We start from the raw sequence: 23,084 nt of genomic DNA on the forward strand, positions 1-23,084 counted from the left end.
ACAAAGTCCTTCGGTTTCGAGGCGGTCAGGCGATCAGCAGGCAGGTGTCCCATGCGGAGCGGGGCGGTTCGGCCGTGGCGGACGCCAGGAGCGCCAGGGCGATGCCTGCGGCGCCGTTGAGGAACCCGGGCCCGGCTTCCGTGTCCTGGACCATCGCCAGGGCGGTGTCCGCCGGGTCGGTGTCCGGCGGGCACACTGCGGACAGGAGCCCCGGGATCGCAGCGTTGAGCTGTCCGGCGGTCGAGGGGTGGGCATCGTGAGCCATTCGGGCGGCGACGTGGGCGAGGCCAGCAAAGCCGTGGCACAGACCGTTGTCTGTGATGGCCTTGAGCTGTCCGGGATCAGTGAGGGCTGTCGCGAGCGCGATCTCCGCGTTGATCTGACGGCCGGTGTCGCCCAAAGCGAGGGCTGCGAGCTGCTGGGCACGCGCGAGGCCCGCAGTGCCGTAGCACCACGACGGCCGCCGCGACGAGGACGGGGCCAGGTGCCCGGCCCCCAGCTCGGTGCGGGTGACCCAGTACGGCCACACGGGGCCACGACCGGCCTCCTGCTGCCAGCGGTCCAGCCACGTGAGGATGGTGCGCATGGCGTCATGGTGGCCGTCGGCCAGAGTGCCGTGCCGGGCGGCGAGGGCCAGCAGAGCGAGCACGCCCCCGATGCCATGCGCGATGCCCATGTTGGCGTGCCCGCCAGGGAACTTCTTGTCCGGTCTGCCCGAGGGCCCGCTAGCCGTCCACCAGCCCGGCAGCTCTTCGCCCCGATCGGTAATCGGGTCGGTGAGCCGTACGCAGTAGTCGAGCACGGCCCGTAAAGTGACGCTGCCGGGGTGGCGGTGCAGGAGGTAGGTGCCGTAGCCGCTCAGGCCCCGGATCACGTCGAACTCCGCGAGCTCGGCCAGCAGTCCGCTGTCGATGCGGCGGTGCGCGGCATCAAGGCGCCGACGGACGTCGGCGGCGACCTGGACGTCCAGGGCGTCGAGGACTCGTTGGTAGGGGCCGGGCAAGTGCTCTGCGGCGCGGGCCACAGCGTGAGCGAGGGCGGGCGCCCCGTAGAAGGGGTGGCTGTCGGGCCCGCTGGTGAACGGTTGCCGAGTGGCGGCAGCGAGCCAGTCGTGGACGCGTTGCCACGGCCCCAGACCGGAGGCGGCCCGCTCGATGTGCAGCAGTGCGATACCCGTTGGTCCATACGCAAGTTGTTGCCTGTCCGCGGTTGTCGTTCGGGGACTTAGGGGAGCGGTGTCGGGGGTGGCCAGCAGGTCGGCAACGGCGTCCGTCACCGTGAGCGCGAGATGGCGGGTCACCGGGTCCTCCGGGACATCCAGGCCAAGGCGGTGGCGCGTGCGAGGTAGTGGCAGATCGCTTCCTCGTCGAAGTCGATTCCGACGTGCCGTACGAAGTGGACGTGCAGCAGCGAGGAGAGGACGTCGTCCAGAGCGATGCCTTGGGTGTCCGGGCCGGGGAAGTGGGGCCGGTAGGCGGCGAGCGTGTTGTCTCGGTCGGCCCACGCCTCCACGATGGGCTGCCCGCCGGGCGCGCCGCGCAGCGCCTGCCAGCCGTTGGACGGATCGGCCAGCCGCACGGTCTCGGTGAACTCCGGGCGCGGCGCAGGCATTGGCGCGGTGCGTGGGAGGTGGTCGACCAACCAGCGCATGCCCGCTTCGGTGCTGCCGAGGAACATGGTGGCGATAGCAACCGTGTGGGCGGCCACCAACGCGCGCTGGGCCGGGCGCCGGGGCTGGGAGAGCTGAGCGACGACGGCACGCGAGTCCGCGCGGAAGACTTCCTCGGCGGCATCCCATGCGGCGCCGGAGCCCCAACGTCCCATCTCGCGGTACGAGGTGGGGAAGCGCAGGTCAGACAGGAGACTGGCGGCGCGCAGGTCGTCGGCCCAGGTGCTTACGGTGCGCGCAGCCTCGGCGAAGGTGGCTGGCTCGGGCAGGGCGATGCGCACCCGGAGGTGCTGGTGGGGGTCGCGAAAGCGGATGAACCACCAGGGGGGATTGCCGAGTCGGTTAAGGAGTTCCGGGAGATGCTGGGTGAGCAGGGTGTCTTGGCGTCGTGGGTCCCCGTACAGGGTGGCCAGCAGTGCAGAGGAGACGCCGGGGGTCTGGATCTGCGCCGGGGAGAAGGAGCGGGCTGGGGTGGGGTCGGGCAGGGTCGGCCACGCAGGTGGCCGCGTCGCCTTGAGCGGCACAACGACCTCGTGCGCGCGGCCGTCGCACCATCCGTACGCCTCCTCCGACGGGGCCTCGACGAAGACAGCCCTGCCGGCGTGGGCCAAGTGCTGGCGCAGCAGCGTCCGGTGGCCGGCCTGGTCCAAGTCGAGGAGAAGGTGACGATCGCCTTCGACCAGGAAGATCCGCTGCGGCAGCCGCCGCCGGCCACGCCAGTCATCGAGCGCGGCGTCCCACTCGGGCCGGGGGCGGTGGCGGCTCGGAAGCTCGGGTGCATCCAGTCGCCACCGTGCCGGGGCGAGCACCGTGCGGCCATAGCGGAGCCGTGGCAGGAACGGCATCGCGCTTGCGGCGCCCCAGTCGAACGTGGTGATCTGCGCGCACTGGGCACGGGACAACTCGGTGAGGAACCGCACGAGCGGCGGGGTGTGCTCCTTGAGGTTCAGCGCGTTCATCCCCACGGCCTCAACGCGGTGTCCGTGCTCGGGAGCGGCCAGGTACATGCGGCGCCCGTCGCAGGCCACCGCCAGGTCCTCGGGCGTGAGCAAGCTGCCCTCAGGATCGCGGTGCTCCTGCACGCTGATCACGGTGGGCAGGACCTGCGGAGCGCGCGTGACATGGGCGCTTGAGGGCAGCAGCGGCGGGAACGAGAGCTGTGCAGGGAGAGTGCGGGCATCTGCGGTCGGCAACTCGGACAGCTCTGCTGCCAGCACCTCGCGGTCCTGGGGAGCCAATACGCCGAGGAACCGGCCCATGGTGACGCCGACGCCACGGGACACACTCATGACCTCTAACTGGAAGCGCCCGCTGTCCAGCTCGTCGGCGCTGGGCGCGTGGACCCGGACACCGATCTCCAGGTGCGGCGGTACCCGGGGCCTCTCGGGCCCTATGTCTATCGCGGCGATCAGGTCATCGGTGAGGACCACCTCGTCCCGGCTGTCGAGCACGGCCGTTTGTGCGAGGCGTACCAAGGCGTCGTCCCGCTCGGAGAGACGGCGACGGCGCGTGTCCGCGGGGGTGCCCGGATACCCGTCGGGGAAGCCGGTGCCGCTGTCCGCGATGACGTCCTTGAGCGGCACCATCGTGCCGATGCCGTACCGCTCGTAGAACCGCCGCTGGTACGCCTTCCATGCCGCGGTCCCGTACGGCAGGGCGCTGACGCGGGTCAGGACCTGGGCAGCGCGCTCGACTTCACGTGCGACGGCTTCGGTCAGTTCGACCTGGGCGTCCAGGCGAAGATCAAGTGCGAGGGGGTGGTGCCGGAGGTCGGGGACCAGGGAGCGCATCCGCGCTGTGACTCGTTCCCGGCCGTCGCGGGTGCCACAATCCCGCATGCTGATCTGCACGCCTCGCAGCTCGCGAACGGTTTCCGCAATCGGAGTCAAGGCATGCGCGTCCACGGCGTCGAGCTGGCGTAGCAAGTGTGCCAGCGCGTCGGTCTCAGTGCTCGGTGCGTGGAGGCTCGTGATCAGCACTTGGTGCCGGATCAACCCCACCATCATTCGCCGTACCGTCTCAGGGCCCGCCGCAGGGAAATCGGCGGTGATCTTGTCGGTGAGCACTCCAACGCGAATCGGTGCTCGGGCTGCGTTCAGCACCGCCCGCACGGGGTCGGTCAGGCCAATTGATGCCTCGAACGCGCGCCTGCGGTCGCTGTGGGTGTCGGCCGTGTACGGCACGATGAGTCGGTCACCACGGATCGCGACGGTGTTGTTGACGACCACCGAAAGCCGGTCCAGCAGTTCAGGGCACGATTGCAACCACTCGACAATGGACTCCAGCCATTCAGCACTCGCCCGGCCGATGACCACATGGTCCGCGCCCCATGTCGCGCGGGTGCATGCTCCGAAAGTGGCCGGGGCCACGCCAGCAAACAGTCCGAACGGCGTCGCCCGGTGCTCGGCGCGCAGGATGTAGCGCACCACTGAGCTGACCGCCCGGCGGACATCGCGCGCGGACGGCGCCCGGGATGAGCAAAGAGCATGCACCCGGGAGGCGAGGGCGGGGCTGGCGTGTCTCACCGCGTCAGCAACATCGCCCTCAGCCCATACCCCCCGCAACCACGCGAGGCGAGCAGCCGCGCTAGGCGGCGAAGGGTCATCGAGGTCAGGGCACGGAGAAACGGAAAGCGTTGACCGGGCGACAACGCGGACGAGCGCGGTCGAACCGGCGCGGTATGCGGTGCTCGAAACCATAGTGGCCTCCGTGGCCGAGGGCGGACGGCCGGTGCCCCCGCATGCGTAAAGGCACCGGCCGGGGGATGACGTGCGCCTTGGGTCAGGCCACGTTGGTGGTGCAGGCGCCGCAGGTCTCGCCGCAGTTGTCATCGGTCAGGTTTGTCAGGCTGGCGCTGTCGCTCATCTCTAGCAGCGTGACGTCCAGCTCGAAGCCGTCCGGCTGCGTCACGTCCTGGGCGCCAGCACTTTGCTGTGCAACTGTCACGGCAATTCCTCCTAGTGGTAGGTGTGTTACCTGGTACAGGTGGTGCTCCGACCAGGGGCCGCGCGGAGCGTAATCACATCACTACGCTCAACGGTCGGTTCCTGGCCAGCCCCGACACGAGGGCCGTGCCCAGACGTCGTTCGCGGGCCGCTTTTCTCATGTCGGGAAGTCGCTCCGGGGCGCCTACAGAGTGAGTTCGAGGGCCGCTCCGTACTCGGCAACAGGGCTATTCACCGTTCGGCTTCCTCGTAAATGCGATAGCCATGAAGTTCGTTGAGATTCCGTGCCTTCGGGCCCGGAGGGCGGCCCGCACCCGGCACGCTAGGCCACGCGGGAAAGGAAGCCTGAGGGGGGTATGGGGGCTCGACCGGTCAGGCGCGGAGGGGTTCGGGTATGGCGTCACTGGTTGGCCCTCGGCCAGGTAGGCGCGCTGGGATGGGTCGGCAAGCGCAGCGAGAGCTTCGCAAATTCGGCGGTGCTGGACGGGGTTGCAGTAGTGCCTGAGCTGGTTACCCGAAACGAATTTCCAATCGGTCAGTTCGGGTTCTTCGCCCGGTGCCGGGTCGGGCAGGGTGATAGGTGCATTGCCAGGGAGCATTCCGCCATCAAAGACGAAATTCAGGCCTTCGACAGCGCCGCTGTCCGGATTGGCTGCGATGTGATCCACCACCAGCAGATCACCCACTTCCAGGTCCGAGAGCCCGGTCTCCTCGATCCCTTCGCGAAGCGCCGCGTGCGGCACCAGTTCATTGGATCGGACGCCTCCGCCGACGAGCTGCCAGTGCGTGCGGTAGCTCGGCTTGACCAGCAGCACGTCGCCTTCAAGGTTGCGGATCAAGAGCAGGGCGCCGACGCGGCGATGTCCGGGCTGCTGGTTGTTGTGGTCAGTGTGCATGGGCTTTCCTCCCTCGGTACGGCAAGCCTGGGCCAGGCCGTGCGGGGCGGGAACGACATGGCGATCCGTCAGTGAGGCGTGACGACGGGGCAGGCGGTCATTCGCGGACGCGGCCGATCCTCACGGTCGCGCGAGGATCCTCCCCATTGGATCTTGTTCTTGGCCTGTCGCTTGGCGTCTTCCTCGTCGTCGGCCAGGACCTTCACCTCCGTCGCTCCTCCTGCCTTGTTAAGGCCGCTGACGATGGCGGTGACGCTGTAGCCCTTTTTCACTGGGTGCCTTTCTGCTGGCTCAGCCCGGAGGTTCCGGGGACTGGTGGATGGTGGCTCTGCCCTGCGTGCGGTCCGGCGCGGTCAGGAGCGCAGAAGGAACTCGCGTCGGTTGATGCCTACAAGGACGTTCAGGTCCAGGTCGACCACGACGATGCGGTGGTCGGAGAGCCCGCCGACGTCGATCACCTCTACGTGGCTGATAGCGGGTCCTAGCTCCTTGGGCACGTAGGTGCGGATGATGCGTCTCGGCGGGCCTGCTCGGGGCGAGCGAACTGGGGCGTGGGGGAGGTGGCCGCGACTGCGCACCGCCGGGTCTCCCCTGTCGCGTTGCGGGCAAAGTGTCGCGCCGCGTCCACCCATCCCGCCTGCTTCAGCGTCCGGTCGGGACGGTCGTCCATCACCCGCTCGCCGGAGGGGAGCAGGTAGCTGCGGTGTACCAAGTGCCGCCGGTCGGTGATCTCCTCCGGCCGGGGCGTCGGCGGCTCGCCTTCGACGGGATCGCCGGCGCAGTAGGAGTTCCAGTCGCCGGTGATGATGGCCGGAAGGGGCCTCGGACGGCCGCCGATGCGGCGATCCCCGAACCGGGTGGTGCACTCCGCTTCGGCAAGCCGTTGGGTGGACGAGTCGAAACGGAGATGTGTGCTGGCAGCGATGAAGTCGACCGGCTCAGACGTTTTGAGCAGGCGCAACGTCACGGCTGCCGGATGCAGCCACCAGTCCGGCCAATGATCGATCCCCTTCCACCTCGCGTCCGGGGTCGGCGAGAACATGAGCGTTTCGGGGTTCCAATAGACGGCTGTCGCTCCCATGCGTGGGGCGAGAACACCTTCCATGCCGAGCGCTTTTCTCGACTCGTCCCACAGCCCGGTGCTCGGGTCTTCGCAGCCGAGCAGTTCCATGCGACCCAGAAAGTCGATCCGCAAGGACCTCAGCAGGGCGTACATCTTCTGGCGGCAGTCGCGGTCACCTCCGCCGTTGCGCAGGAAGTTGCAGGCAGCGACACGTAAACGGTTCAAGAAGACCTCCTTAAGAGACGGGCCAACACCCCGTATCGGGAGCGCGAGCAGCAGGCGGTCACGCCTCAGCCGCTTCGGGGATGCGGGCCCACGGCAGCGGACTGGCCACTCCGGGGTCTCATGCGGACTCAGCAGGAACGGTCTGTGGCTCGGGCAGAGGGAGGTCCTGCACCGGGCGTGAAGCCGCGACGTTCGCGGCGGGGGCGGTGAGAGCACGCCGGTGCGGTGGACGAGGAGGATTGATGACCGTGACCGGCCGCCCCCTCGACACGGCCACCAGTCCTTCGGCACGCAGATCAGCGACAGCTCTGGAGACAGACGTAGTGGAGGAGCCGAATTCTTTGGCCAGCTTCTGCTGGGACGGCAGGGCTTGCCCGTCGCGGTACACGCCGGAGGCAATCCGCTGCCGAAGCCGCTGGGCAATGTGCTCGGGCATGTTGCGATACGGCTTCCCCGGCCCGGGGACCCGCAGCCGCCTGCCAACCTGTTCCAGCACCCCTGTGTCCACGAGCAGGACCACTGCCCGCCGCACCACGTCAGGCGACGCACCGAAGTCCTTGCTCAACCCGGTTCGGGGCAGGTAGCTGCCGGGCGCGTAGGCGCCAGAGGCGATGGCGCGGGCCACTGTCTCCGCAAGCTGGGCATCGGAGCCCTGTCGCAGCAGCCAGATCAACGTGCGGAGCTGACCCGCCAGAACGACAACGTGCTGGAGCCCAGCTGGCTGCGGGCGGGCGCGCAGTGTCGCCCTGAGAGCCACGACGACGTGGTCGATCTGTCGGTTGGTCTTCGCTGCGGTACCGGCGCAGGACAGCAGGTCCGCCGCGAGAGCATGCAGCCGGTCCGCTCCGCGCTCCCATGCGGCTGGCGAGTTCGGGTACCCGCTCTTCATCACGCTGCGCACGGTGCCCATCGCGGTGGCCAGGTCGGGAGTATCTGGCCTCGGCCGACTGGCCGATACAGGCGTGGGGCTGGGTGTCGAGGATCTGGTCATAGCTCTCCCGGTGATCGTCGTCGAGGGAAGGTAAGAGGACGTCCGTCGGATCGCAGCGAGCCGCCGGATACGGATCGGAGACCCGGCTAGGCTGCCGCGGCTACGAGGTCGTCCAGGTCGACGGCTGTGCAGTTGTGCAGTGTGACCACCAGGCGTGCTGCTACGGTCCAGCGCAGCTGAGGGTCGGCGAAGGAGACGTGCGTGAGCCCGTCATCGGCTTCGCTGGGAAGGGGTTCGAGAGTCTCGGGGTCGTACACCAGGCCAGCAACTCCCCACAACAACGGCGTGTCCACGAGCGAGGCGACGTGGCTCTTCCGCAGGCGGGGGCAGTCGCGTACGGCCTCGGCCGCGCAGCTCTCGTGGACAGGAGGAGACGAGCTCTCTTCGCCCTCCCCGATGGGCTCACTGCCGGCTACCAGCCACAGATGCCGCTCGTCAGCGCGGCCGAACGTCTCATGCCCGCAGATCTGGCAGCGCAAGTACTTCATGCACTGCCGCTGACGCAGCGCGTGCACGCTACCGAGACGGGCCCGCCCCTTGCCGCGGGCGATCGGTACCCGCATCCACAGCGCGCCATACCACCGGTCGGCCCTAGGGGCTTCGTCCGTGTATCCCAGCCCCTCGCCTCCCCGACCTCTGTGGCGCTTAACAGGGCCGATTGTCGGGACCTCGTGCGTCCACGGTGCGATGTATGGGACGCGAAGTCCTTGTTGGTAGAGCTGCTGGGGCATTGAGGACTCCTGCTGCTAGGCATTCGAACGAGGATTTGCGGCGTCACCGCTCCGCGTCGTGGGTGGCGTCGGCCTGCGTGTTGGTGCTACGTCAGCGCGCGGGTGTGCGAGTGGTTGGCTTGTGTGGGTGCTCTTTTCACGGGCCAGCGCCGCAAGCTGCGGCTGACATCGCCTCGGTCTGGTCGGCGCGGGGACAGGCCGCAAGAAGAGGGAGCCGGGAGACCGGGTGGGCCAAGAGCGTCCACTGGTGCCGGCCGAGGCCGAACTGGAAGTCGTAGAGCCTGCCGGAGCGAAGCTCGCTCACGGCTGCTGCGGCGCCGGGATGGTCGCCGAGCCATGCCCAGACCTGGGCGAACACGGCGCGATCGAGCATCCAGACAATGTCCCGCGCCGTCTCCCGGAGCCAGGTGACCGCCTGAGCAGGGTCCGGCGTCATCGTCCCACGGAGGGAGACACGGGAACCGTGGGGGTTGGTGTAGTCCATGTGGCACCAGTAGGTGCGGGGGAGCGTCACGCCGACCACCGCTCCTCCACCTGCGCTGCTTCTTGCTCGACGGCCAAGACCTCGAGGACGTCCCCGACGACGAAGGCCAGGCGGCGGACGTATCCCCGGGCGCCGGGGAAGTCGTCGGGTACTGGGGCTGCGTCGAGTCGCTGAGAGCGGGTGACGACCGCGGTCAGCTCCGGACTCCAGTCGCCGCTGACCCGGGTGGTGGCGATGTGAACAAGCTGGCGAAGGTGCTTGCGAATACGGGGCAACAACTCGTCCAGCTCTTCCCGAGTCAGGAGCGCCGACTCCTTGCCCATCACAGCGTCCAGCGCGTCATCGATCTCTTCGTCCTCGATGAACCAGTCGTGCATGACGTCGATGCAGGTGCGCAGCTTGGTGACGGGCGCCTTCCCGGCAGGCTCGACGTCGAGTTTGCTGCGCTCTCGCCGAGGGAGGACGGGACGCGGCGTAGTCATGCTGCCTCCCGCTGCGGCGTCGCCCGAATCTCGAACCACACGCTCTTCCCGCCATCAGGGTTCGGTTCGGCTCCCCAGGCGTCGGTCATTTCGTCGAGGAGGACCAGGCCGCGCCCGGTCTCCTTGGTCCAGTCCGGCTCGCGTTTCACCGGGAGGGTCTGGCTGGTGTCACTGACGGTGACGCGGAGGCGGTCAGGGCTGCGGTCGAGGGTGAGTTTGCACTTCGGGGAACCGGTGTGTCTGGGCACATTGGCCAGCAGCTCGTGGAGGCACAGCGCGACGGTCTCCGCTAACGGCGCGAAGCCCCACAGACACATGTGTGCCTTGACGATGGTCCGCACGCAGCCCAACGCGGACGCTCGTACGTCGAGTTCTTGCTTGAACTGCGCGGTTCCTGCCTCCGCCATGACACTCATGGCACCTCCAGTGCCGTACTGGTGCGTAGTGAACGGCCACCGTGAATCGCGCTGTAGCCCGGCTCACTGTGGTTCCCTCGCCAGCCGCCTCGGGGGCAACGGAGCGTGACAGCTCGATTCGGCTCCCGTGACGTTCGTGGAAGCGGCAGTCTGGTGCGGAGGCAATGCCTTAACGAGTGCCTTAACGGTGTCGTCTTGAGTCGTCTGGTGTCACACCGCTGTCATGTAGCTGGTCCGGCCGGTCTCGTATCGAAGTGCCCTGTTGTCGCAAGCAGTTGGTGCTTAGCGTGGAGCGAGGTACAGGTACGAGCCCCGAGGAGAGGCATGGAGTCGGAACCACCCCTCTTTCAGGTCCTCATCAATCAGAAGGGCTGGCAGGACTACGAGGTCTTCAAGAGGCGGTACCAGGAAGCCGCGCGACACGTAGCCGAGCAGGAGGGGCCGTCCTCGCTCGCGACCGCGCCACCACCGGAGAAGCGTCAATTCGTCAGGTGGATGCACGGAGAGGTGAAGACGGCACCGCGGACTGAGGCCCGCCGAGTCCTACAATTCATGTTCCCGGGCATTTCTGTGGGCCGACTGTTCGCCCCTGCCACTACAGCAGCCGGGCTCCCCGAACCACCCTGTCAGACAGATTCCGGTTCGGAAAGCTCGTTCGATTGCGGTACTGAGGATGTGGTGATGGCAGCCGCCAGTGAATCAGCGCGGTTCGCCGCCAGGGCGGAGAGCAGCAACGTCGGTCCACACACGATAGAGCAATTCGAAGCTGATATTCATCGAATCGTGACTAACTACCCTAATCGCCCGGTAGGGCCGCTTTTCCGCGAGGTCCGAGAGCTTCGCAATCTGGCCTTTAATCGCCTTGAAGGCCGCCAGCCTCCCCAATACACCCGGGACTTGTACGTTGCGGCAGGTGTACTGTGTGGTGTCCTGGCTAACGCCAGCTTCGATCTCGGCCGATACGACGCGGCGGAAACGCAGGCTCGTACCGCTTTCATGTGCGGCGAACTGGCTGGTCACAACGGCCTTCGAGCGTGGGTGCGTGGACTTCAAGCCCTTATCGCCTACTGGGATGGCCGCCCTCACGACGCAGTGCGTTTGGCTGAGGCAGGTGCCGACTTTGTGCCAGAGCAAGGGACGGCGCATATCCGCCTGGCGAGCATCCAGGCGCGTGCTTACGGCCAACTGCAACTCGAAGGCGATGCCGTCGCCGCACTACGCAGTGCCGACAACATGCGCGACCAGCTCCTCAATGGTGACGACGTCCCCGGCGGAATGATGGCCTTCCCAGTTGAGAAGCAGTTCTTCTACGCAAGCAGTGCGCACCTGTGGCTGGGAGGCGGCCAACACCTGGGCGAGGCAGAGGCACGCGCGGAGGAGGCGGTGAACATGTACGAGGCTGCCGCGCCGGAGCGCCAGCGTCTCGGGGAGATGTCCCTGGCCCGCATGGACCTGGCGACGGCCCGCTTGAGCCGCGGTGACCTCGACGGCGCGGCCGTTCAGCTCTACGACGTCCTCGGCGTCAACGCACGCCGAGCCACAGAAAGTGTGCGAAAGCGCCTGGGTCAGTTCCGCCGTGACCTGGCAGTACACCCAGCCAGCACTGCCCCATCGGCAGTCGCTATGCGTGAGGCTATCGTCGCCCACCAAGAACACAGTTCGGCTGAGCTACCGCCAGGAGGCACACAGTGACCACGGTGACCGTTCTCCACCCCGGCTCGATGGGAGCGGCGGTCGCCGCCCAGGTGGTGGGTGCCGGTCACAGCGGCCTGTGGGTTTCCCAAGGCCGTAGCCGAGTCACTCAGCAGCGCGCGGAGGATGCCAGCCTGACGGCGTGCGCATCACTCGGGGAAGCCCTCGACGCGAGTGATGTGGTTCTGTCTGTGTGTCCACCGCACGCCGCCGAAGAGGTTGCTGCCGCCGTCTCCAAATATTCGTTCAATGGCCTTTACATCGACGCCAACGCAATCAGTCCTCAGCGTATGCAACGTATCGCCAGCGACATTCGGCCTGCTCCCGTAGTGCTCGACGGAGCGATCTTTGGCCCCCCACCGACAGCGCAACGAACGTGCCGTCTCTACTTGGCGGGGGCTGAACAGGCCCTGGAACCGATTCACGACCTGTTCAACGAGACCGCCGTCGAGGCGCGCAGCGCAGGTGATCGGATTGGCTCAGCGTCGGCGCTCAAAGCGTCCTTCGCGGGCTTCCAGAAGGCCGCTCGTACTCTCGCCGGCGTCTCACATGCCCTCGCTGATACCCATGGAGTGGGCGATCTCCTGATTTCGGAGGCCAAGACCATGGTCTCCGAGATCCTTTCCGACCCCGACTACCTTCCGAGCGTTGCTGCGCGCGCTTGGCGGTGGGCGCCGGAGATGTTGGAGATCGCGGAAGCACTGCGGGCCGCTGGACTGCCGACCGAGATCGCCGAAGCCACTGCCTCTGTGATGACGCGCTGGGAGAAGGACAAGGACCAGTACGATCTGCCCCTCGCTGATGTGCTCGCTCACCTCCGTCAGGGCTCGTAACACTGGCGATCAGCAGATCCTCAGAACGGTACGCCGCACCGCAGGATCACGTTCGCGTACGGCGTAGCCTCCCTGGTGCGCGCACCACCAGCCGCGCCCCCAGCACGCGCTCGTTGAGTTCCTCGTGCGGTACCAGGTCCAGGCCCTGGGGCCATCCGGACAGGAACTCCACGACGCGCAGGTTCCCATCCCGCCCCTCGCAGCGGCCAGCGCCCCTTCGATCTTCAGCTCGCCCAGCAGCGCATCGACCACTGCCGTGAATCGTGGTTCGCCCGCCACCAGCGGCATCACCTTGGGCCTGCCGCACCCGTACGGGATCGGCAGGCCCAAATCGCACACGACACTTGATCGATATGCTCAAGCTCCCACGCGCGCCGGGCCAAGTGGGCTCCCGACTGCTTCAGCCTGCGCCGTGCACTACAGGGGTAGGCCGTCAGCAGCTGCCGTTGGCAATCGCGCCATGCTGGATGTCCCGGCCTGCTGAAGGGCAGCTCGCTCAGCATCGAAACGTCGCGCCACCGTCGGCTTGCTTCCTCCAGCAGCCTGAAGATCGGCCGTTCTCTGGCTGAATATGGCCCCTCTGCGTAGGCTCACAACCAACCGGGGCGCATGGAAAGCAACCGCTAGGCACCCGTGTGTCAGACCGCCCACGCGCAGAGCAGCGAAGGAATGAGCCACCATGCACGTCACTAACAGCATCAGCGGAGGCGTCCACCACGGAGTGACGATCCAAGGCGGCGACTTGTCCAGTGTCGACCTCTCCTCCGACGGCACGAACGTCACCATCAACGGCCGGGCCGTCCGCGCCACCACGGAACCCGAGGTCCAGGATCAGCTGGTTGCCGACCTCCGCGAAGACCTCGATCGCCCCGGTCCACGTCTGGCCGTCCTCACCAAGGGCGAATCGGCTGCCGTGTCCACGCTCCTCAGCCTGGTCGCCGAGCACCCACAACTGGGCCGAATAGCCGATGAACTCGGTCACCGGCTCTTCTCCCGGGTCGAGGAACACGAGGTCTGACCGCCCGCTACGGATGGCGGCGCACAAGCGTCAATGCCGTCACACTCATCACCTCATCGCCCTCATCCTTCTCCACCGGCTGGGCCCAGCACTGAGTCATGCCTCCAGCGGGCAGAGACCTGGCGGCTGCCGGACACGGCATCAGGCATGTGCGTGCTGCCACCACGTCCAGCCCCAGGTACCTGCATGCGGGCCTGTGCGGACTTTGCCGTAGCGCCAGAGCGCTTTCTTGCTCGACCATGTGCAGCGCATCGTGATGCGGGTGCCTTGGGAGAGCAGTCCCTTGGACCGGTACCGCTTGCCCGGCCCGCTGCGCAGATGCACGTGGCTGTCTGCGATCTTCCAGGTTCCCGCGGCGTGATCGCTGTTGCATCCACGGGCTCCTACGGCCGTGGCCGGGGGTGCAACCGTCAGCGTGGCGGTCGCGGCCAGGGCGAGAGCGCCAGCTGTTACCGCTGCGCGTTGCGCGAGTACTCGTTGTTGTGCACGCTGCATGCGTCCCTCCCTCATCGATAGCCGATCAACGGCTCGACGAGCTGAAGGGTCACGGGAAAGGCCACCCCCGTCGCCCAGTTCGGCAACGACGCGCCCACCGTGCAGCTGGGGGCCGTCCACGCCCTGGTCGGTCTCGCTGACGACGCTCCTACACCCCAGCAACTGCGTACGGATCACCGCCTCAGCCACCCGTTGGGACGATGAAACCGAGTATGGGCTTCTCCGGTAGCAGCATGGAATGAAGTGACGTCGGGCGCCACTACCCGGTTGTCGGTGGACAGATGCTCTTCCAACGCGTTCCGATCCTCGGTCGCCCGAAGGGCGACCGCCACCCGCCCGCCGGGGTCGGCCCGTGGAAGGACAAGCCGGAGTTGCGATCCTCGGTCGTCCCGGAGGGCGACCGCCACGCTGATTGACCAGCGGATTGATTGTAGGCGGGCAGCAGCAACTACGCGTGACTCGGGCCCAACAGTGATATCTCCGATATTCTGCTTATGTGGAAGTCGCGTGTTGCATGCGTACCTGAGGTTCCGAAGCACCACCTAAGCAACCCACACACTTAACCGACATCGATCGACATCGACTCGCCTTTGATCGCGCCTGTCACACGGCAATCCAGCGCTTCCTGACCTCCCCCAGTGACACAACGTCGGGAGGAGTCCTTCAGAGGCACTGTGACGAGCCCTGCCGGCACTTGCCTAGACCGCCAGGGACGCGTCCATGGAACGGTCGCCCCTGAACCAGCGGAGGAAGCCGCCGCGGCGGCCCGATTTGGTAGACAGTCTCGTTGTCCCAGCTCACACTCCCCGCAGGCTCGGCCTGCGGCTACATTATGGCGCTGGTGTGCCTGCACCATCGGGGGGATCACAGACTGGTCTCCGCAAGCTGCGGCTCGCGGCCTAACTGCGGCACGCCTGACGCTCCGGAAGCGTCCACGTACACCCGAGTTGGTAGGTCTGCTCAGTCTTGACGAGCACCCCTGTGCTGTACGGGTTCCGCCGTTTCCCATCTGCGGTGTGCCCTGCCCCCGCAGCCGCAGCAACTGCAGTCCGTTCTACTGCGCCTCCTCTACTGACGGTGCCAGTATGGGCACCATGAGCGACTGGACGGTGATCGGGCTCTTCGACCAGGACGACGCCACTCTGCACGTCGCGGCTGTCTTTCCGGGGGATGTGACCGCGACCCCGCTGACGCCGTCCACAGACGGCCTTCTGCCGGTCCTCCGCGTCATGACGGCCCCGAACGCCACAGAGGCAGCAGCCGCGTTGCAAGCACACGTCGAGGGCGCAGAACCGATGCCCGCCACCAGCCCGTGCCGAAGCTGTCGAGACCGTGGCAGGGACGAGGCCCGGTTCCGGAACGCGTTCGGCCACGACAAGCCCGGGCACCGGCTCTCAAACCTTATGAAACGAGAAGGCTTCGGCGACCCCGCTTCCCTTCTCGCCGCGGACCTGAGCGCACTGGATGGCCTGCGCGGCATGGGAGCGGAATCACGGGCGCGGGTCCGCCTGGCCCGCCGTCGCCTGCGCAGCCCCTCGGTCGGGTGAACCGTAGCCCTCGCCGTGGGCGTGCCGCCTGTCGAGCCGCTACAACTCCAGCCGTGAACACCTTCGTTCGCGGCCTCGCGGCCGCCGCACTGACGATCCCCCTGATGGCTGCCGCCCCCGCGGTGGCCGAGCCCGCACCGGTGAAAGAGCGGGTGAGCATGGCGGTCAGCTCAGCGATCGACGCGCTGCCCGTTGGCAAGGAGAATCGCGCTGGCTACAAGCGCACGAAGTTCAAGCACTGGATCGACGCCGACAGGGACGGCTGCAACACCCGGCAGGAAGTCCTCGTCCAGGAAGCCACCGAAGAGCCCAAGGTCGGCCCGGGTTGCACCCTGACGGACGGCCAGTGGCTCAGCTACTACGACGGCAAGACCACCGACAATCCTCGCGACCTTGATATCGATCACATGGTCCCGCTCGCCGAAGCCTGGGACAGCGGCGCAGCCGGCTGGGACGCGAAGACGCGGGAGCGCTACGCCAACGACCTCGGCAGCCCGCAGTCGCTGGTGGCCGTAACCGCGAAGGAGAACCGGCAGAAAGCCGACAAGGACCCGGCCGAATGGTGGGTGTCGGCCAAGTCAGCATCCTGCATGTACCTGGCCGACTGGGTCGCGACGAAAACCCGGTGGAAGCTCACCATCGACGAGGCCGAGAAGAAGGCGCTCACGGACCGGGCTGCCAGGTGCCCCACCACCCGCGTCAACACCGACATCGCCGCAAACTGAACCAGCCCGAAAGCAAGACGGTCCGCACGGGGCCTTGGCCGTACGCCGACCGGACAGGTGTGGCATGGGCAGCACCCCGTCATCTTCGGTTGGCGGGGGCGCCTGTGCAGCCTGGTCACTGCCGAGATCTGTGCGTCAGAGTCAGCGAGGAACTACTCAGGGTCCACCGGGAGCGGTTCCAGAACGCTGTTCCACCAGCTGGTGGCGGCTGGCAGGAGGTAGCCGTATGTGAAGAAGCCCACGACTTCGTCGCCGTCGCGGGCGAGGACGAGGCGCATGCCTGCGCCTGAGCGCACCCCGTCGGTTGGTCGGCAGCCGCTGGCCCTACCGGCGTCGCGCCTGCAGCTGCGGTCTAGGCCGGGCCGAGGCCCAGGGCGGTCTGGCCGAGGTGCCCGAGTTGAGATGAGACACCCGGTAACTGCGCGGCGTGACGTATGTGACGCTCATACGCTCAAACTGGGCGGCTAGGACCACAAGGAACGCGGCCTCGCCCACAGGTCGTCGCCACTCGTCTCGTCCGGCCTCGCGCTTCCCCCGTCCAGCACTGATCCAGCACCGCAACGGAAACGGGGCCGACCCGAAATCGAGCCGACCCCGGCTGACCTACACATTTACCAGGTCAGCGATCAACTGCTACGGCAGGCACTACACATTGAACCGGAACGTCGACGAAACCGCAGTCACCTGCGGAAACGCGCCGCTGCGGGACAGTAACCAGCGCATAACCAGCAACGGTCGACGGTACTGCCCGAAACCCGGGCCGCAGATCACTTGACCCCAATCTCGGCATTTGAAAGGCGAAGAGGACGATCCCATGCGGCAAGCACAGCAGGCAGCCAGTCCAGCCGATCCGCACACGGCTCGACGCGGGGCCAGTGCTCAGCCTCCGGGTCCTCACTGCTCGAGGCAGGTAGTTCCTACACGACCGCGACGCCGAGGGAGCGCGGATACCACCATGCGCTGCCGGACCACACATTGGTTCACGACTGAACACCTCCCGTCGGCGCAGGAACCACCGCGCCCGTCGGCTTGCCACCCGCACGGTCCGCAGCAACAGGCCACTGCACCGACCTGCGGACCTTGGTGGCCGCCATGCCCCCAAGGTGTTCCCAAAGACACCTGGCCGAACATGCCTACGGAAACACTGTGGCATCGGGTCTGCCACCATGCGCCGATAACGAGAAGCTACGGCAGCAAGAATTGGCAAAGCTGCGCTAATGGAGCACGTCTGGAAGTATGGTCCCCGCGCGAGCGGGGGTGCCCACAACGCGCCGGCCTCGGCCGTACCCTCGTGGTCCCCGCGCATGCGGGGTTGTCCCCTGGGGAGGCGCGATTCAAAGGTGATCCCCGCGGATGCGGGGCTGGCCCCCTGAAGAGAGTGTTAGTGGCCTCCGCGGATCATGTGGTCCCGCCTCTGCACGGGCGGCCCCGGGCCTCCCACTCTGGGCGGGCACACGTACGCGACGATGCCCGTATACGCGGGCCCCGCCGGTAGTCGGCTGTCCGGGCTGCGGCGACCTGTCCGCGTGAGCGTACGTAAGCCTCCCGTGGGCCTGTCAGTTCAGGAGCGACCCCCTGGAGCAATCTTTCTCTTGCGCCGCAACTGGGGAGGCGTATTCAACCTTTGATCCTCAACGAGCTTGCGAGCAGCGGGCGTTCAGGCTGCTAGGCTCCCCGGCAGCCCTCCCTCGCAGGCGGGACCGTGCCAACGCGCGCGGGCCCGCCGCTCCTCGTTGACGCGAGAAGGGGCGGGCCCGGCATATCCCAGAGCACTGTGCAAATGCTGAAGGAGTAATCAATGTTAAAGCCGAACCTTGGCTGCCCGTCTGCCCACCCCTCTGATTCCACGTCATGCGCTTGTGCGTACGGCTTAGTCACCGCGACGATCGCCGCCGCTCCAGCCACGCCCTCGCCGTACGCGCCAGGACTGTGGGGCCTCGTCGTAGTGGTGATCGTGTTGGTTGCGACGATCCGGCTGGTGGCGGCCAAGCGTCGAGCTTGATGGAGAGCGCAGGCTGTCCGGCCCGGAAGGGGCCGGGCAGCCTATTTCGTGTCGCGCCCTTACACCAGGTGCGAGGTGTGGTGGGGGATTTCGCTGTATCCGTCCTGCGAGGTATTTCGGCATGTTTGATGCATCCATGACCATGACGGCTGCGGCGCGTTCTGCGGCGTTTCAGGAGTTGCCCCCGGCAGCGCGAGTGGCCTGGGCCAAGCACGATCGCACGACGGAGGGTTGGCTTCCGCTGTGGCGGCATATGGCCGACAGCATGGCGGTCGCCGGGGAGCTGTGGGAGCGCTGGGTTCCGCGTTCAGTCAGGGGGGTGGTGACTGAGACGTTGCCTGGCGGGGACGGTGATGCTCTTCGGCTGGTGCGGTTCCTTGGCGGTGTTCATGACATCGGGAAGGCCGCTCCTGCCTTTGCCTGCCAGGTTGAACCTCTTGCCGTGGGCATGAGGGATGCCGGATTGGACATGTTGACCGCCAGGGAGTATGGGTCGGACCGGCGGCTGGCTCCGCACGGGCTGGCTGGGCAATTGCTGCTTCAAGAGTGGCTGGGAGAGCGGTTCGGGCTCGCTGGACGGGTGTCCGGGCAGTTCGCGGTCGTGGTGGGCGGGCATCACGGGGTGCCCCCTGAGCACCAGCACATTCACGACCTCCAGCTTCGGCCTCACCTGCTCCGGCACCCCGGGTCAGCAGAAGGGGTCTGGCGTGACGTGCAGTTCGCATTGATGGACGCATGCGCACAGGCGGCAGGAGTAACGGAGCGGTTCACGGAGTGGAGGGGAGTACGGCTGCCGCAGACGGCGCAGGTGATGCTGTCCTCGGTGGTGATCGTCGCGGACTGGATCGCCAGTGCTCCTGAGCTGTTCCCGTACGACCCGGAGTCATGGCGGCCTGCCGGAGCGGTAGGTGAGCAGCGTCGGTTGCAGGCTGCCTGGGCGGGGTTGGACCTGCCGGGACCGTGGACGCCAAAGGTGCCGCAAGGGCGGGTATCGGAGCTGTTCGCGGCGCGTTTTCCTCAGTTGCGGGGCTGTGAGGTGCGTCCGGTGCAGGCCGAGGCCGTACGCGTGGCGCGCTCCATGCCGGAGCCCGGCCTGGTGATGATCGAAGCGCCCATGGGCGAGGGCAAGACTGAGGGGGCCCTTGCTGCAACGGAGGTGCTTGCCGCGCGTTCGGGGGCGGGCGGGGTTCTGGTCGCGTTGCCGACGCGTGCCACGAGCGATGCGATGTTCGGCCGCTTGACGAAGTGGCTGGAGCACTTGCCGCATGACGAGGGCGCGTCGTTGGCGGTCGTGCTCGCTCACGCCAAGGCGGCGCTGAACGGGACGTGGGCCGGCATGTTGAGGCAGGGGCGACGGGCTGTCGCCGCGGTTGATCCGGACGGCGCGAGCGAGAGCGTGGAGGTGGGTGCGCGTCCTGCGGGGCTGCATGCGCATCAGTGGCTGCGGGGGCGGAAGAAGCAGCTTCTGGCGTCGTTCGCGGTGGGGACGATCGATCAGGTGCTGTTCGCCGGGCTGAAGAGCCGGCACCTGGCGCTTCGGCATCTGGCGGTGGCGGGGAAGGTCGTTCTCATCGACGAGGTTCATGCCTACGACGCGTATATGAGCAGGTATCTGGACCGGGTGCTGGAGTGGCTGGCGGCATACAGGGTGCCGGTTGTTCTGCTGTCCGCGACGCTTCCATCCGCGCGTCGGCGGGCTCTGGCTGCCGCGTACGCCGGGGAGTCGGGTGCTGCGGAGATCGAATCGGCGGCGGATGCCTACCCCCTGGTCAGTGCGGTATCGCCGGGCTGCCGGGCCGTGAGTGTCCGTCCTGGCGCGGCTTCGGGGCGCCGGGCGGAGGTGGTGGTCGAGCGCTGCGATGACGACGTGTCCGTCCTGGCCGAGCGGCTGGCCGAGGAGCTGGCCGATGGCGGCTGCGCGCTGGTCGTCCGGAACACCGTGGCTCGGGTGCTGGAAGCGGCGCAGGTGCTGCGCGAGAGGTTCGGCGAGGAGGCGGTGACAGTCGCGCACTCCCGCTTCCTGGCCACAGACCGAGCGGCGAAGGACGCGGAGCTGGTCCGGCGGTTCGGGCCGGGAAGCGACCAACGTCCCGCCAGGCACGTGGTGGTTGCCAGCCAGGTGGTCGAACAGTCACTCGATATCGACTTCGATGTGATGGCCACCGACCTGGCACCGGTCGACTTGGTGTTGCAACGAATGGGACGCCTGCACCGGCATGTACGGCCAAGACCGGCTCGGCTGCGTAGGCCCCGGTGCCTGATCACGGGAGTGGACTGGCAGGCCACCCCGCCTCGCCCCGTCGAAGGATCGCGGGCGATCTACGGGGGCGACTACACGCTGCTGGCTTCACTCGCCGTGCTCGGCCCCCACTTGGACGGCTCCCCCTTGAGTATGCCTGACAGGATCAGCCCGCTGGTGCAGCAGGCGTACGACGCTAATCCGGCGGTGCCGCAGGCATGGGCGGAAGCCATGGACGAGGCCCGGGTGGAGCACCAGGAGTTGCTTGCCGCGAAGAGGGAGAAGGCGGAGAGCTATCTCCTGGGGCCGGTGCGGCGCCCCGGAAGGCCGGTGTACGGGTGGCTGGAGGCCCAGGCCGGGGACACCGACGACACCGGTGCGGGCCGCGCGCAGGTGCGCGACGCCGAGGAGTCCTTGGAGGTCCTGGTCATCCAGCGGCGGGCGGACGGGAGCCTGACCACGGTCCCGTGGGTGGCTGACGATAAGGAAGGGCCGCTCGGTGCTCTCGTTCTGCCCACGGACTTTCCGCCCAGCCGTCGTGCGGCACAAGCGGTGGCGGCCAGTTCCCTCACGCTGCCCGCGCTCTTCAGCAAACCGTGGGTGATCGACCGCACCATCGCCGAACTGGAGGGGCTGCTGGTTCCGGCCTGGCAGGTGAAGGAATGCCCGTGGTTGGCAGGGGAGTTGCTGCTCGTTCTGGACGAGAATTGTCAGACCCGCCTGTCAGGCTTCCTTCTGGAGTACAGCCCTGCCGACGGGCTACGGGTCATGGGGCCGTCACGGGCCGATGATGGCCCGTTCCCGAAAGGCGGGCGGACCACTGCGGCCGAGCACAGGGTTGCCGGAGAGGACGGTCGGAATGAGCAAGCGGGCAGTGAGGGCGCCGGAGAGCAGTTCGGCTCCTCCCGGTCGGTTACGGAGGGCGGTGCGGTGAGCGAGGAACGGCCTGTGGACTCCGGGCCTCCCTCTTTCAACCTGGTCTCCGCACCGTGGGTGCCGGTGCAGCGCAAGGACGGCACGGTGCAGGAGGTCTCTCTGTCACAGCTGTTCAGGGGGGCCGGGCAGTTTCGACGGATGGTGGGGGACCTGCCGACGCAGGAGATAGCTGTGCTGCGACTGCTCCTGGCCATCGTGTGCGACGCGTTGGCGGACGCGCATGGCGCGACGTTCCCTGAGGCGTTGGAGGACTGGGAGGAGCTCTGGCTCTCCGACGACCCGTTCGCCGAGGTCCCTGCCTACCTCGACCGGCACCGTGACCGCTTCGACCTGTTCCATCCCGAGAAGCCCTTCTACCAGGTGGCCGGGCTGCGCACGGCCAGAGACGACCTGGCTCCGCTCAGCCGCATCGTCACCGATGTGCCCGTCGGCTCGGTGTTCTTCAGCATGCGCAGGCCCGGCGTCGACACTCTCTCCTACGCGGAGGCAGCCCGCTGGCTGGTGCACGCGCACGCATTCGACACCTCAGGCATCAAGTCCGCCCTGGTCGGCGATGAGGAACGGTCGAAGGCAGGAAAGGTGTATCCGTTGGGGGTGGGCTCGCTGGGGAATCTGGGCGGCGTCTTCGCCGAGGGCGACACCCTGCGCGAGACGCTGCTGCTGAACTTGCTGGTCCCCAATGAGCTGGACCTCGCCCAGGACGGGGCCGAGGACGACCGCCCCGCGTGGCGACGTGCGCCGACCGGAGCCGCGCCTCGTGATAGCCAACGGCCAGCCGGATTGCGCGATTTGTACACCTGGCAGTCCAGGAGGCTCCGACTGCACCCGGAGAACGGAGCAGTGACAGGCGTCGTCCTCGGGTATGGGGACCAGCTCGCCATCGCCTCCCCCTGGAAGCTGGAGCCGATGACGGCCTGGCGCCGCAGCCCTGCTCTGGAAAAGCAGCAGCAGCGCGAGCCGGTGTACGCACCGCGGCGCCACGACCCCGGCAGGACAGCCTGGCGCGGCCTGGCCTCTCTTCTTCCCGCGCGCCAGAGCACGAGGGACGTCGGGAAGAAGGGGGAGGCCCCCCAGGCCCTGCGCTCGGCCATCAGTCGCTGGTTCACCCAAGTGATCACCGAAGGAGAGGTCGATCCGGGCAAACTCGTCCGGCTGCGTCTCGTCGGTGCCGTCTACGGCACACAGCAGTCTGTGGTGGACGAGGTAGTGGACGACTCCGTGGTCCTCCCGGTGATCACCTTGCACGAGAAGAACCCGGTGTACGGCGCCGCGGCCTTGGACGCCGTCCAGTGGGCCGAGGACGCCGTCGAGGCGTTGGGGCATCTTGCCGGGAACCTCGCGAGGGCTGCCGGAAGCGATCCGGCACCGGCCACCGGCACCGCGCGGGACGCTGGGTTCGGCGCGCTGGACGGTCCCTACCGAGCGTGGCTGACGGACCTGCTGTCCTTCTCCGACTTGGAGGCGGCGCGACGGGCCTGGAAGTCCACTGTGCGCCGGCACATGACCAGCCTCGGCCGCCAGATCCTCGCCTCCGCCGGACCGGCCGCGGACGAGGGGCGGATGGTCGAACTCCCCGGCCTGGGGCCCCGGTGGATGGACGCCGGCCGCGCCAACATGTGGTTCGCGGGACGCCTGAACAAGGTCCTCGGCCCGGCCACCGACATGCCCCAGGACCTCAGGGAATCTCAATGATCG

The 23,084-nt window shown here is 67.5% G+C and carries 20 protein-coding genes; 6 read left to right on the forward strand and 14 right to left on the reverse strand.

Annotated features, from left to right (window positions below; all coding sequences use genetic code 11):
* Positions 1-25 precede the first annotated feature (25 nt).
* The 12 genes from ACQEU8_RS33335 to ACQEU8_RS33390 form a co-directional block, all read right to left on the reverse strand.
* Positions 26-1,300: a lanthionine synthetase C family protein gene (locus tag ACQEU8_RS33335; RefSeq protein ID WP_433107771.1), complete on the reverse strand. Its 1,275-nt coding sequence runs from the start codon at positions 1,298-1,300 to the stop codon at positions 26-28.
* Positions 1,297-4,368: a lantibiotic dehydratase gene (locus tag ACQEU8_RS33340; RefSeq protein ID WP_433107773.1), complete on the reverse strand. Its 3,072-nt coding sequence runs from the start codon at positions 4,366-4,368 to the stop codon at positions 1,297-1,299. Before ACQEU8_RS33340 ends, ACQEU8_RS33335 begins: the two co-directional genes overlap by 4 nt.
* 82 nt (positions 4,369-4,450) lie before the next feature.
* The gene (locus tag ACQEU8_RS33345; protein WP_433108900.1) at positions 4,451-4,579 is read right to left on the reverse strand and encodes an FxLD family lanthipeptide; all 129 of its coding nucleotides are present in this window, start codon (positions 4,577-4,579) and stop codon (positions 4,451-4,453) included.
* A gap of 262 nt (positions 4,580-4,841) precedes the next feature.
* Positions 4,842-5,510, reverse strand: a complete 669-nt coding sequence (locus ACQEU8_RS33350) for an NUDIX domain-containing protein (RefSeq protein ID WP_433107774.1) — start codon at positions 5,508-5,510, stop codon at positions 4,842-4,844.
* A gap of 68 nt (positions 5,511-5,578) precedes the next feature.
* Positions 5,579-5,782 (reverse strand): hypothetical protein, encoded by a 204-nt coding sequence (locus tag ACQEU8_RS33355; protein ID WP_433107776.1) that lies wholly within the window; start codon positions 5,780-5,782, stop codon positions 5,579-5,581.
* 81 nt (positions 5,783-5,863) lie between these two features.
* The gene (locus tag ACQEU8_RS33360; RefSeq protein ID WP_433107778.1) at positions 5,864-6,007 is read right to left on the reverse strand and encodes a hypothetical protein; all 144 of its coding nucleotides are present in this window, start codon (positions 6,005-6,007) and stop codon (positions 5,864-5,866) included.
* Positions 5,992-6,798 (reverse strand): hypothetical protein, encoded by an 807-nt coding sequence (locus tag ACQEU8_RS33365; protein WP_433107780.1) that lies wholly within the window; start codon positions 6,796-6,798, stop codon positions 5,992-5,994. The genes ACQEU8_RS33360 and ACQEU8_RS33365 overlap by 16 nt, the downstream gene beginning before the upstream one ends.
* Before the next feature lie 118 nt (positions 6,799-6,916).
* The gene (locus ACQEU8_RS33370) at positions 6,917-7,687 is read right to left on the reverse strand and encodes a winged helix-turn-helix domain-containing protein (protein ID WP_433108903.1); all 771 of its coding nucleotides are present in this window, start codon (positions 7,685-7,687) and stop codon (positions 6,917-6,919) included.
* Positions 7,688-7,875: 188 nt separating this feature from the next.
* A complete protein-coding gene (locus tag ACQEU8_RS33375; protein WP_433107782.1) occupies positions 7,876-8,352 on the reverse strand; it encodes a hypothetical protein in 477 nt (158 codons plus the stop codon).
* A gap of 304 nt (positions 8,353-8,656) precedes the next feature.
* Entirely contained in the window at positions 8,657-9,034 is a 378-nt protein-coding gene (locus ACQEU8_RS33380) for a hypothetical protein (protein ID WP_433107783.1), read from the reverse strand.
* Positions 9,031-9,486, reverse strand: a complete 456-nt coding sequence (locus tag ACQEU8_RS33385; RefSeq protein ID WP_433107785.1) for a DUF6415 family natural product biosynthesis protein — start codon at positions 9,484-9,486, stop codon at positions 9,031-9,033. Before ACQEU8_RS33385 ends, ACQEU8_RS33380 begins: the two co-directional genes overlap by 4 nt.
* Entirely contained in the window at positions 9,483-9,893 is a 411-nt protein-coding gene (locus tag ACQEU8_RS33390) for an ATP-binding protein (protein WP_433107787.1), read from the reverse strand. The genes ACQEU8_RS33385 and ACQEU8_RS33390 overlap by 4 nt, the downstream gene beginning before the upstream one ends.
* Positions 9,894-10,583: 690 nt before the next feature.
* Between ACQEU8_RS33390 and ACQEU8_RS33395 the strand changes: the two genes are divergently transcribed.
* A complete protein-coding gene (locus tag ACQEU8_RS33395; protein ID WP_433107789.1) occupies positions 10,584-11,594 on the forward strand; it encodes a hypothetical protein in 1,011 nt (336 codons plus the stop codon).
* Entirely contained in the window at positions 11,591-12,427 is an 837-nt protein-coding gene (locus ACQEU8_RS33400) for a DUF1932 domain-containing protein (RefSeq protein ID WP_433107791.1), read from the forward strand. Before ACQEU8_RS33395 ends, ACQEU8_RS33400 begins: the two co-directional genes overlap by 4 nt.
* Before the next feature lie 46 nt (positions 12,428-12,473).
* Here the strand turns inward: ACQEU8_RS33400 and ACQEU8_RS33405 are convergent, their stop codons facing one another.
* Complete coding sequence (locus tag ACQEU8_RS33405; RefSeq protein WP_433107793.1) at positions 12,474-12,599, reverse strand: hypothetical protein; 126 nt, start codon at positions 12,597-12,599, stop codon at positions 12,474-12,476.
* A 507-nt stretch (positions 12,600-13,106) separates the two neighbouring features.
* On the opposite strand from ACQEU8_RS33405, the gene ACQEU8_RS33410 reads away from it, so the two are divergent.
* From ACQEU8_RS33410 to ACQEU8_RS33420, 3 genes are all read left to right on the forward strand, one after another.
* Complete coding sequence (locus ACQEU8_RS33410; RefSeq protein WP_433107795.1) at positions 13,107-13,445, forward strand: hypothetical protein; 339 nt, start codon at positions 13,107-13,109, stop codon at positions 13,443-13,445.
* A gap of 1,589 nt (positions 13,446-15,034) precedes the next feature.
* On the forward strand, positions 15,035-15,487 hold the full coding sequence (locus tag ACQEU8_RS33415) for a hypothetical protein (protein WP_433107797.1): 453 nt from the start codon (positions 15,035-15,037) through the stop codon (positions 15,485-15,487).
* 53 nt (positions 15,488-15,540) lie between these two features.
* Entirely contained in the window at positions 15,541-16,212 is a 672-nt protein-coding gene (locus ACQEU8_RS33420) for an HNH endonuclease family protein (RefSeq protein WP_433107799.1), read from the forward strand.
* 152 nt (positions 16,213-16,364) lie between these two features.
* On the opposite strand, the gene ACQEU8_RS33425 is transcribed toward ACQEU8_RS33420, so the two are convergent.
* Complete coding sequence (locus ACQEU8_RS33425; protein ID WP_433107801.1) at positions 16,365-16,490, reverse strand: hypothetical protein; 126 nt, start codon at positions 16,488-16,490, stop codon at positions 16,365-16,367.
* A gap of 1,866 nt (positions 16,491-18,356) precedes the next feature.
* On the opposite strand from ACQEU8_RS33425, the gene casA reads away from it, so the two are divergent.
* Complete coding sequence (casA, locus tag ACQEU8_RS33430; RefSeq protein WP_433108905.1) at positions 18,357-23,081, forward strand: type I-E CRISPR-associated protein Cse1/CasA; 4,725 nt, start codon at positions 18,357-18,359, stop codon at positions 23,079-23,081.
* Positions 23,082-23,084: the final 3 nt, after the last annotated feature.

The organism is Streptomyces sp. CA-250714, assembly GCF_050936705.1.
In the GTDB taxonomy this organism is placed as follows: Bacteria; Actinomycetota; Actinomycetes; order Streptomycetales; family Streptomycetaceae; genus Streptomyces.

Excerpts from the sequence above, each read along its gene's own strand:
- ACQEU8_RS33340 (WP_433107773.1), bottom strand. The coding sequence starts at position 4,368 with ATGGTTTCGAGCACCGCATACCGCGCCGGTTCGACCGCGCTCGTCCGC.
- ACQEU8_RS33350 (WP_433107774.1), bottom strand. The coding sequence starts at position 5,510 with ATGCACACTGACCACAACAACCAGCAGCCCGGACATCGCCGCGTCGGC.
- ACQEU8_RS33370 (WP_433108903.1), bottom strand. The coding sequence starts at position 7,687 with ATGAAGAGCGGGTACCCGAACTCGCCAGCCGCATGGGAGCGCGGAGCG.
- ACQEU8_RS33375 (WP_433107782.1), bottom strand. The coding sequence starts at position 8,352 with ATGCGGGTACCGATCGCCCGCGGCAAGGGGCGGGCCCGTCTCGGTAGC.
- ACQEU8_RS33385 (WP_433107785.1), bottom strand. The coding sequence starts at position 9,486 with ATGACTACGCCGCGTCCCGTCCTCCCTCGGCGAGAGCGCAGCAAACTC.
- ACQEU8_RS33390 (WP_433107787.1), bottom strand. The coding sequence starts at position 9,893 with ATGGCGGAGGCAGGAACCGCGCAGTTCAAGCAAGAACTCGACGTACGA.
- ACQEU8_RS33395 (WP_433107789.1), top strand. The coding sequence starts at position 10,584 with ATGGCAGCCGCCAGTGAATCAGCGCGGTTCGCCGCCAGGGCGGAGAGC.
- ACQEU8_RS33410 (WP_433107795.1), top strand. The coding sequence starts at position 13,107 with ATGCACGTCACTAACAGCATCAGCGGAGGCGTCCACCACGGAGTGACG.
- ACQEU8_RS33415 (WP_433107797.1), top strand. The coding sequence starts at position 15,035 with ATGAGCGACTGGACGGTGATCGGGCTCTTCGACCAGGACGACGCCACT.
- ACQEU8_RS33425 (WP_433107801.1), bottom strand. The coding sequence starts at position 16,490 with ATGCGCCTCGTCCTCGCCCGCGACGGCGACGAAGTCGTGGGCTTCTTC.
- casA (WP_433108905.1), top strand. The coding sequence starts at position 18,357 with ATGACGGCTGCGGCGCGTTCTGCGGCGTTTCAGGAGTTGCCCCCGGCA.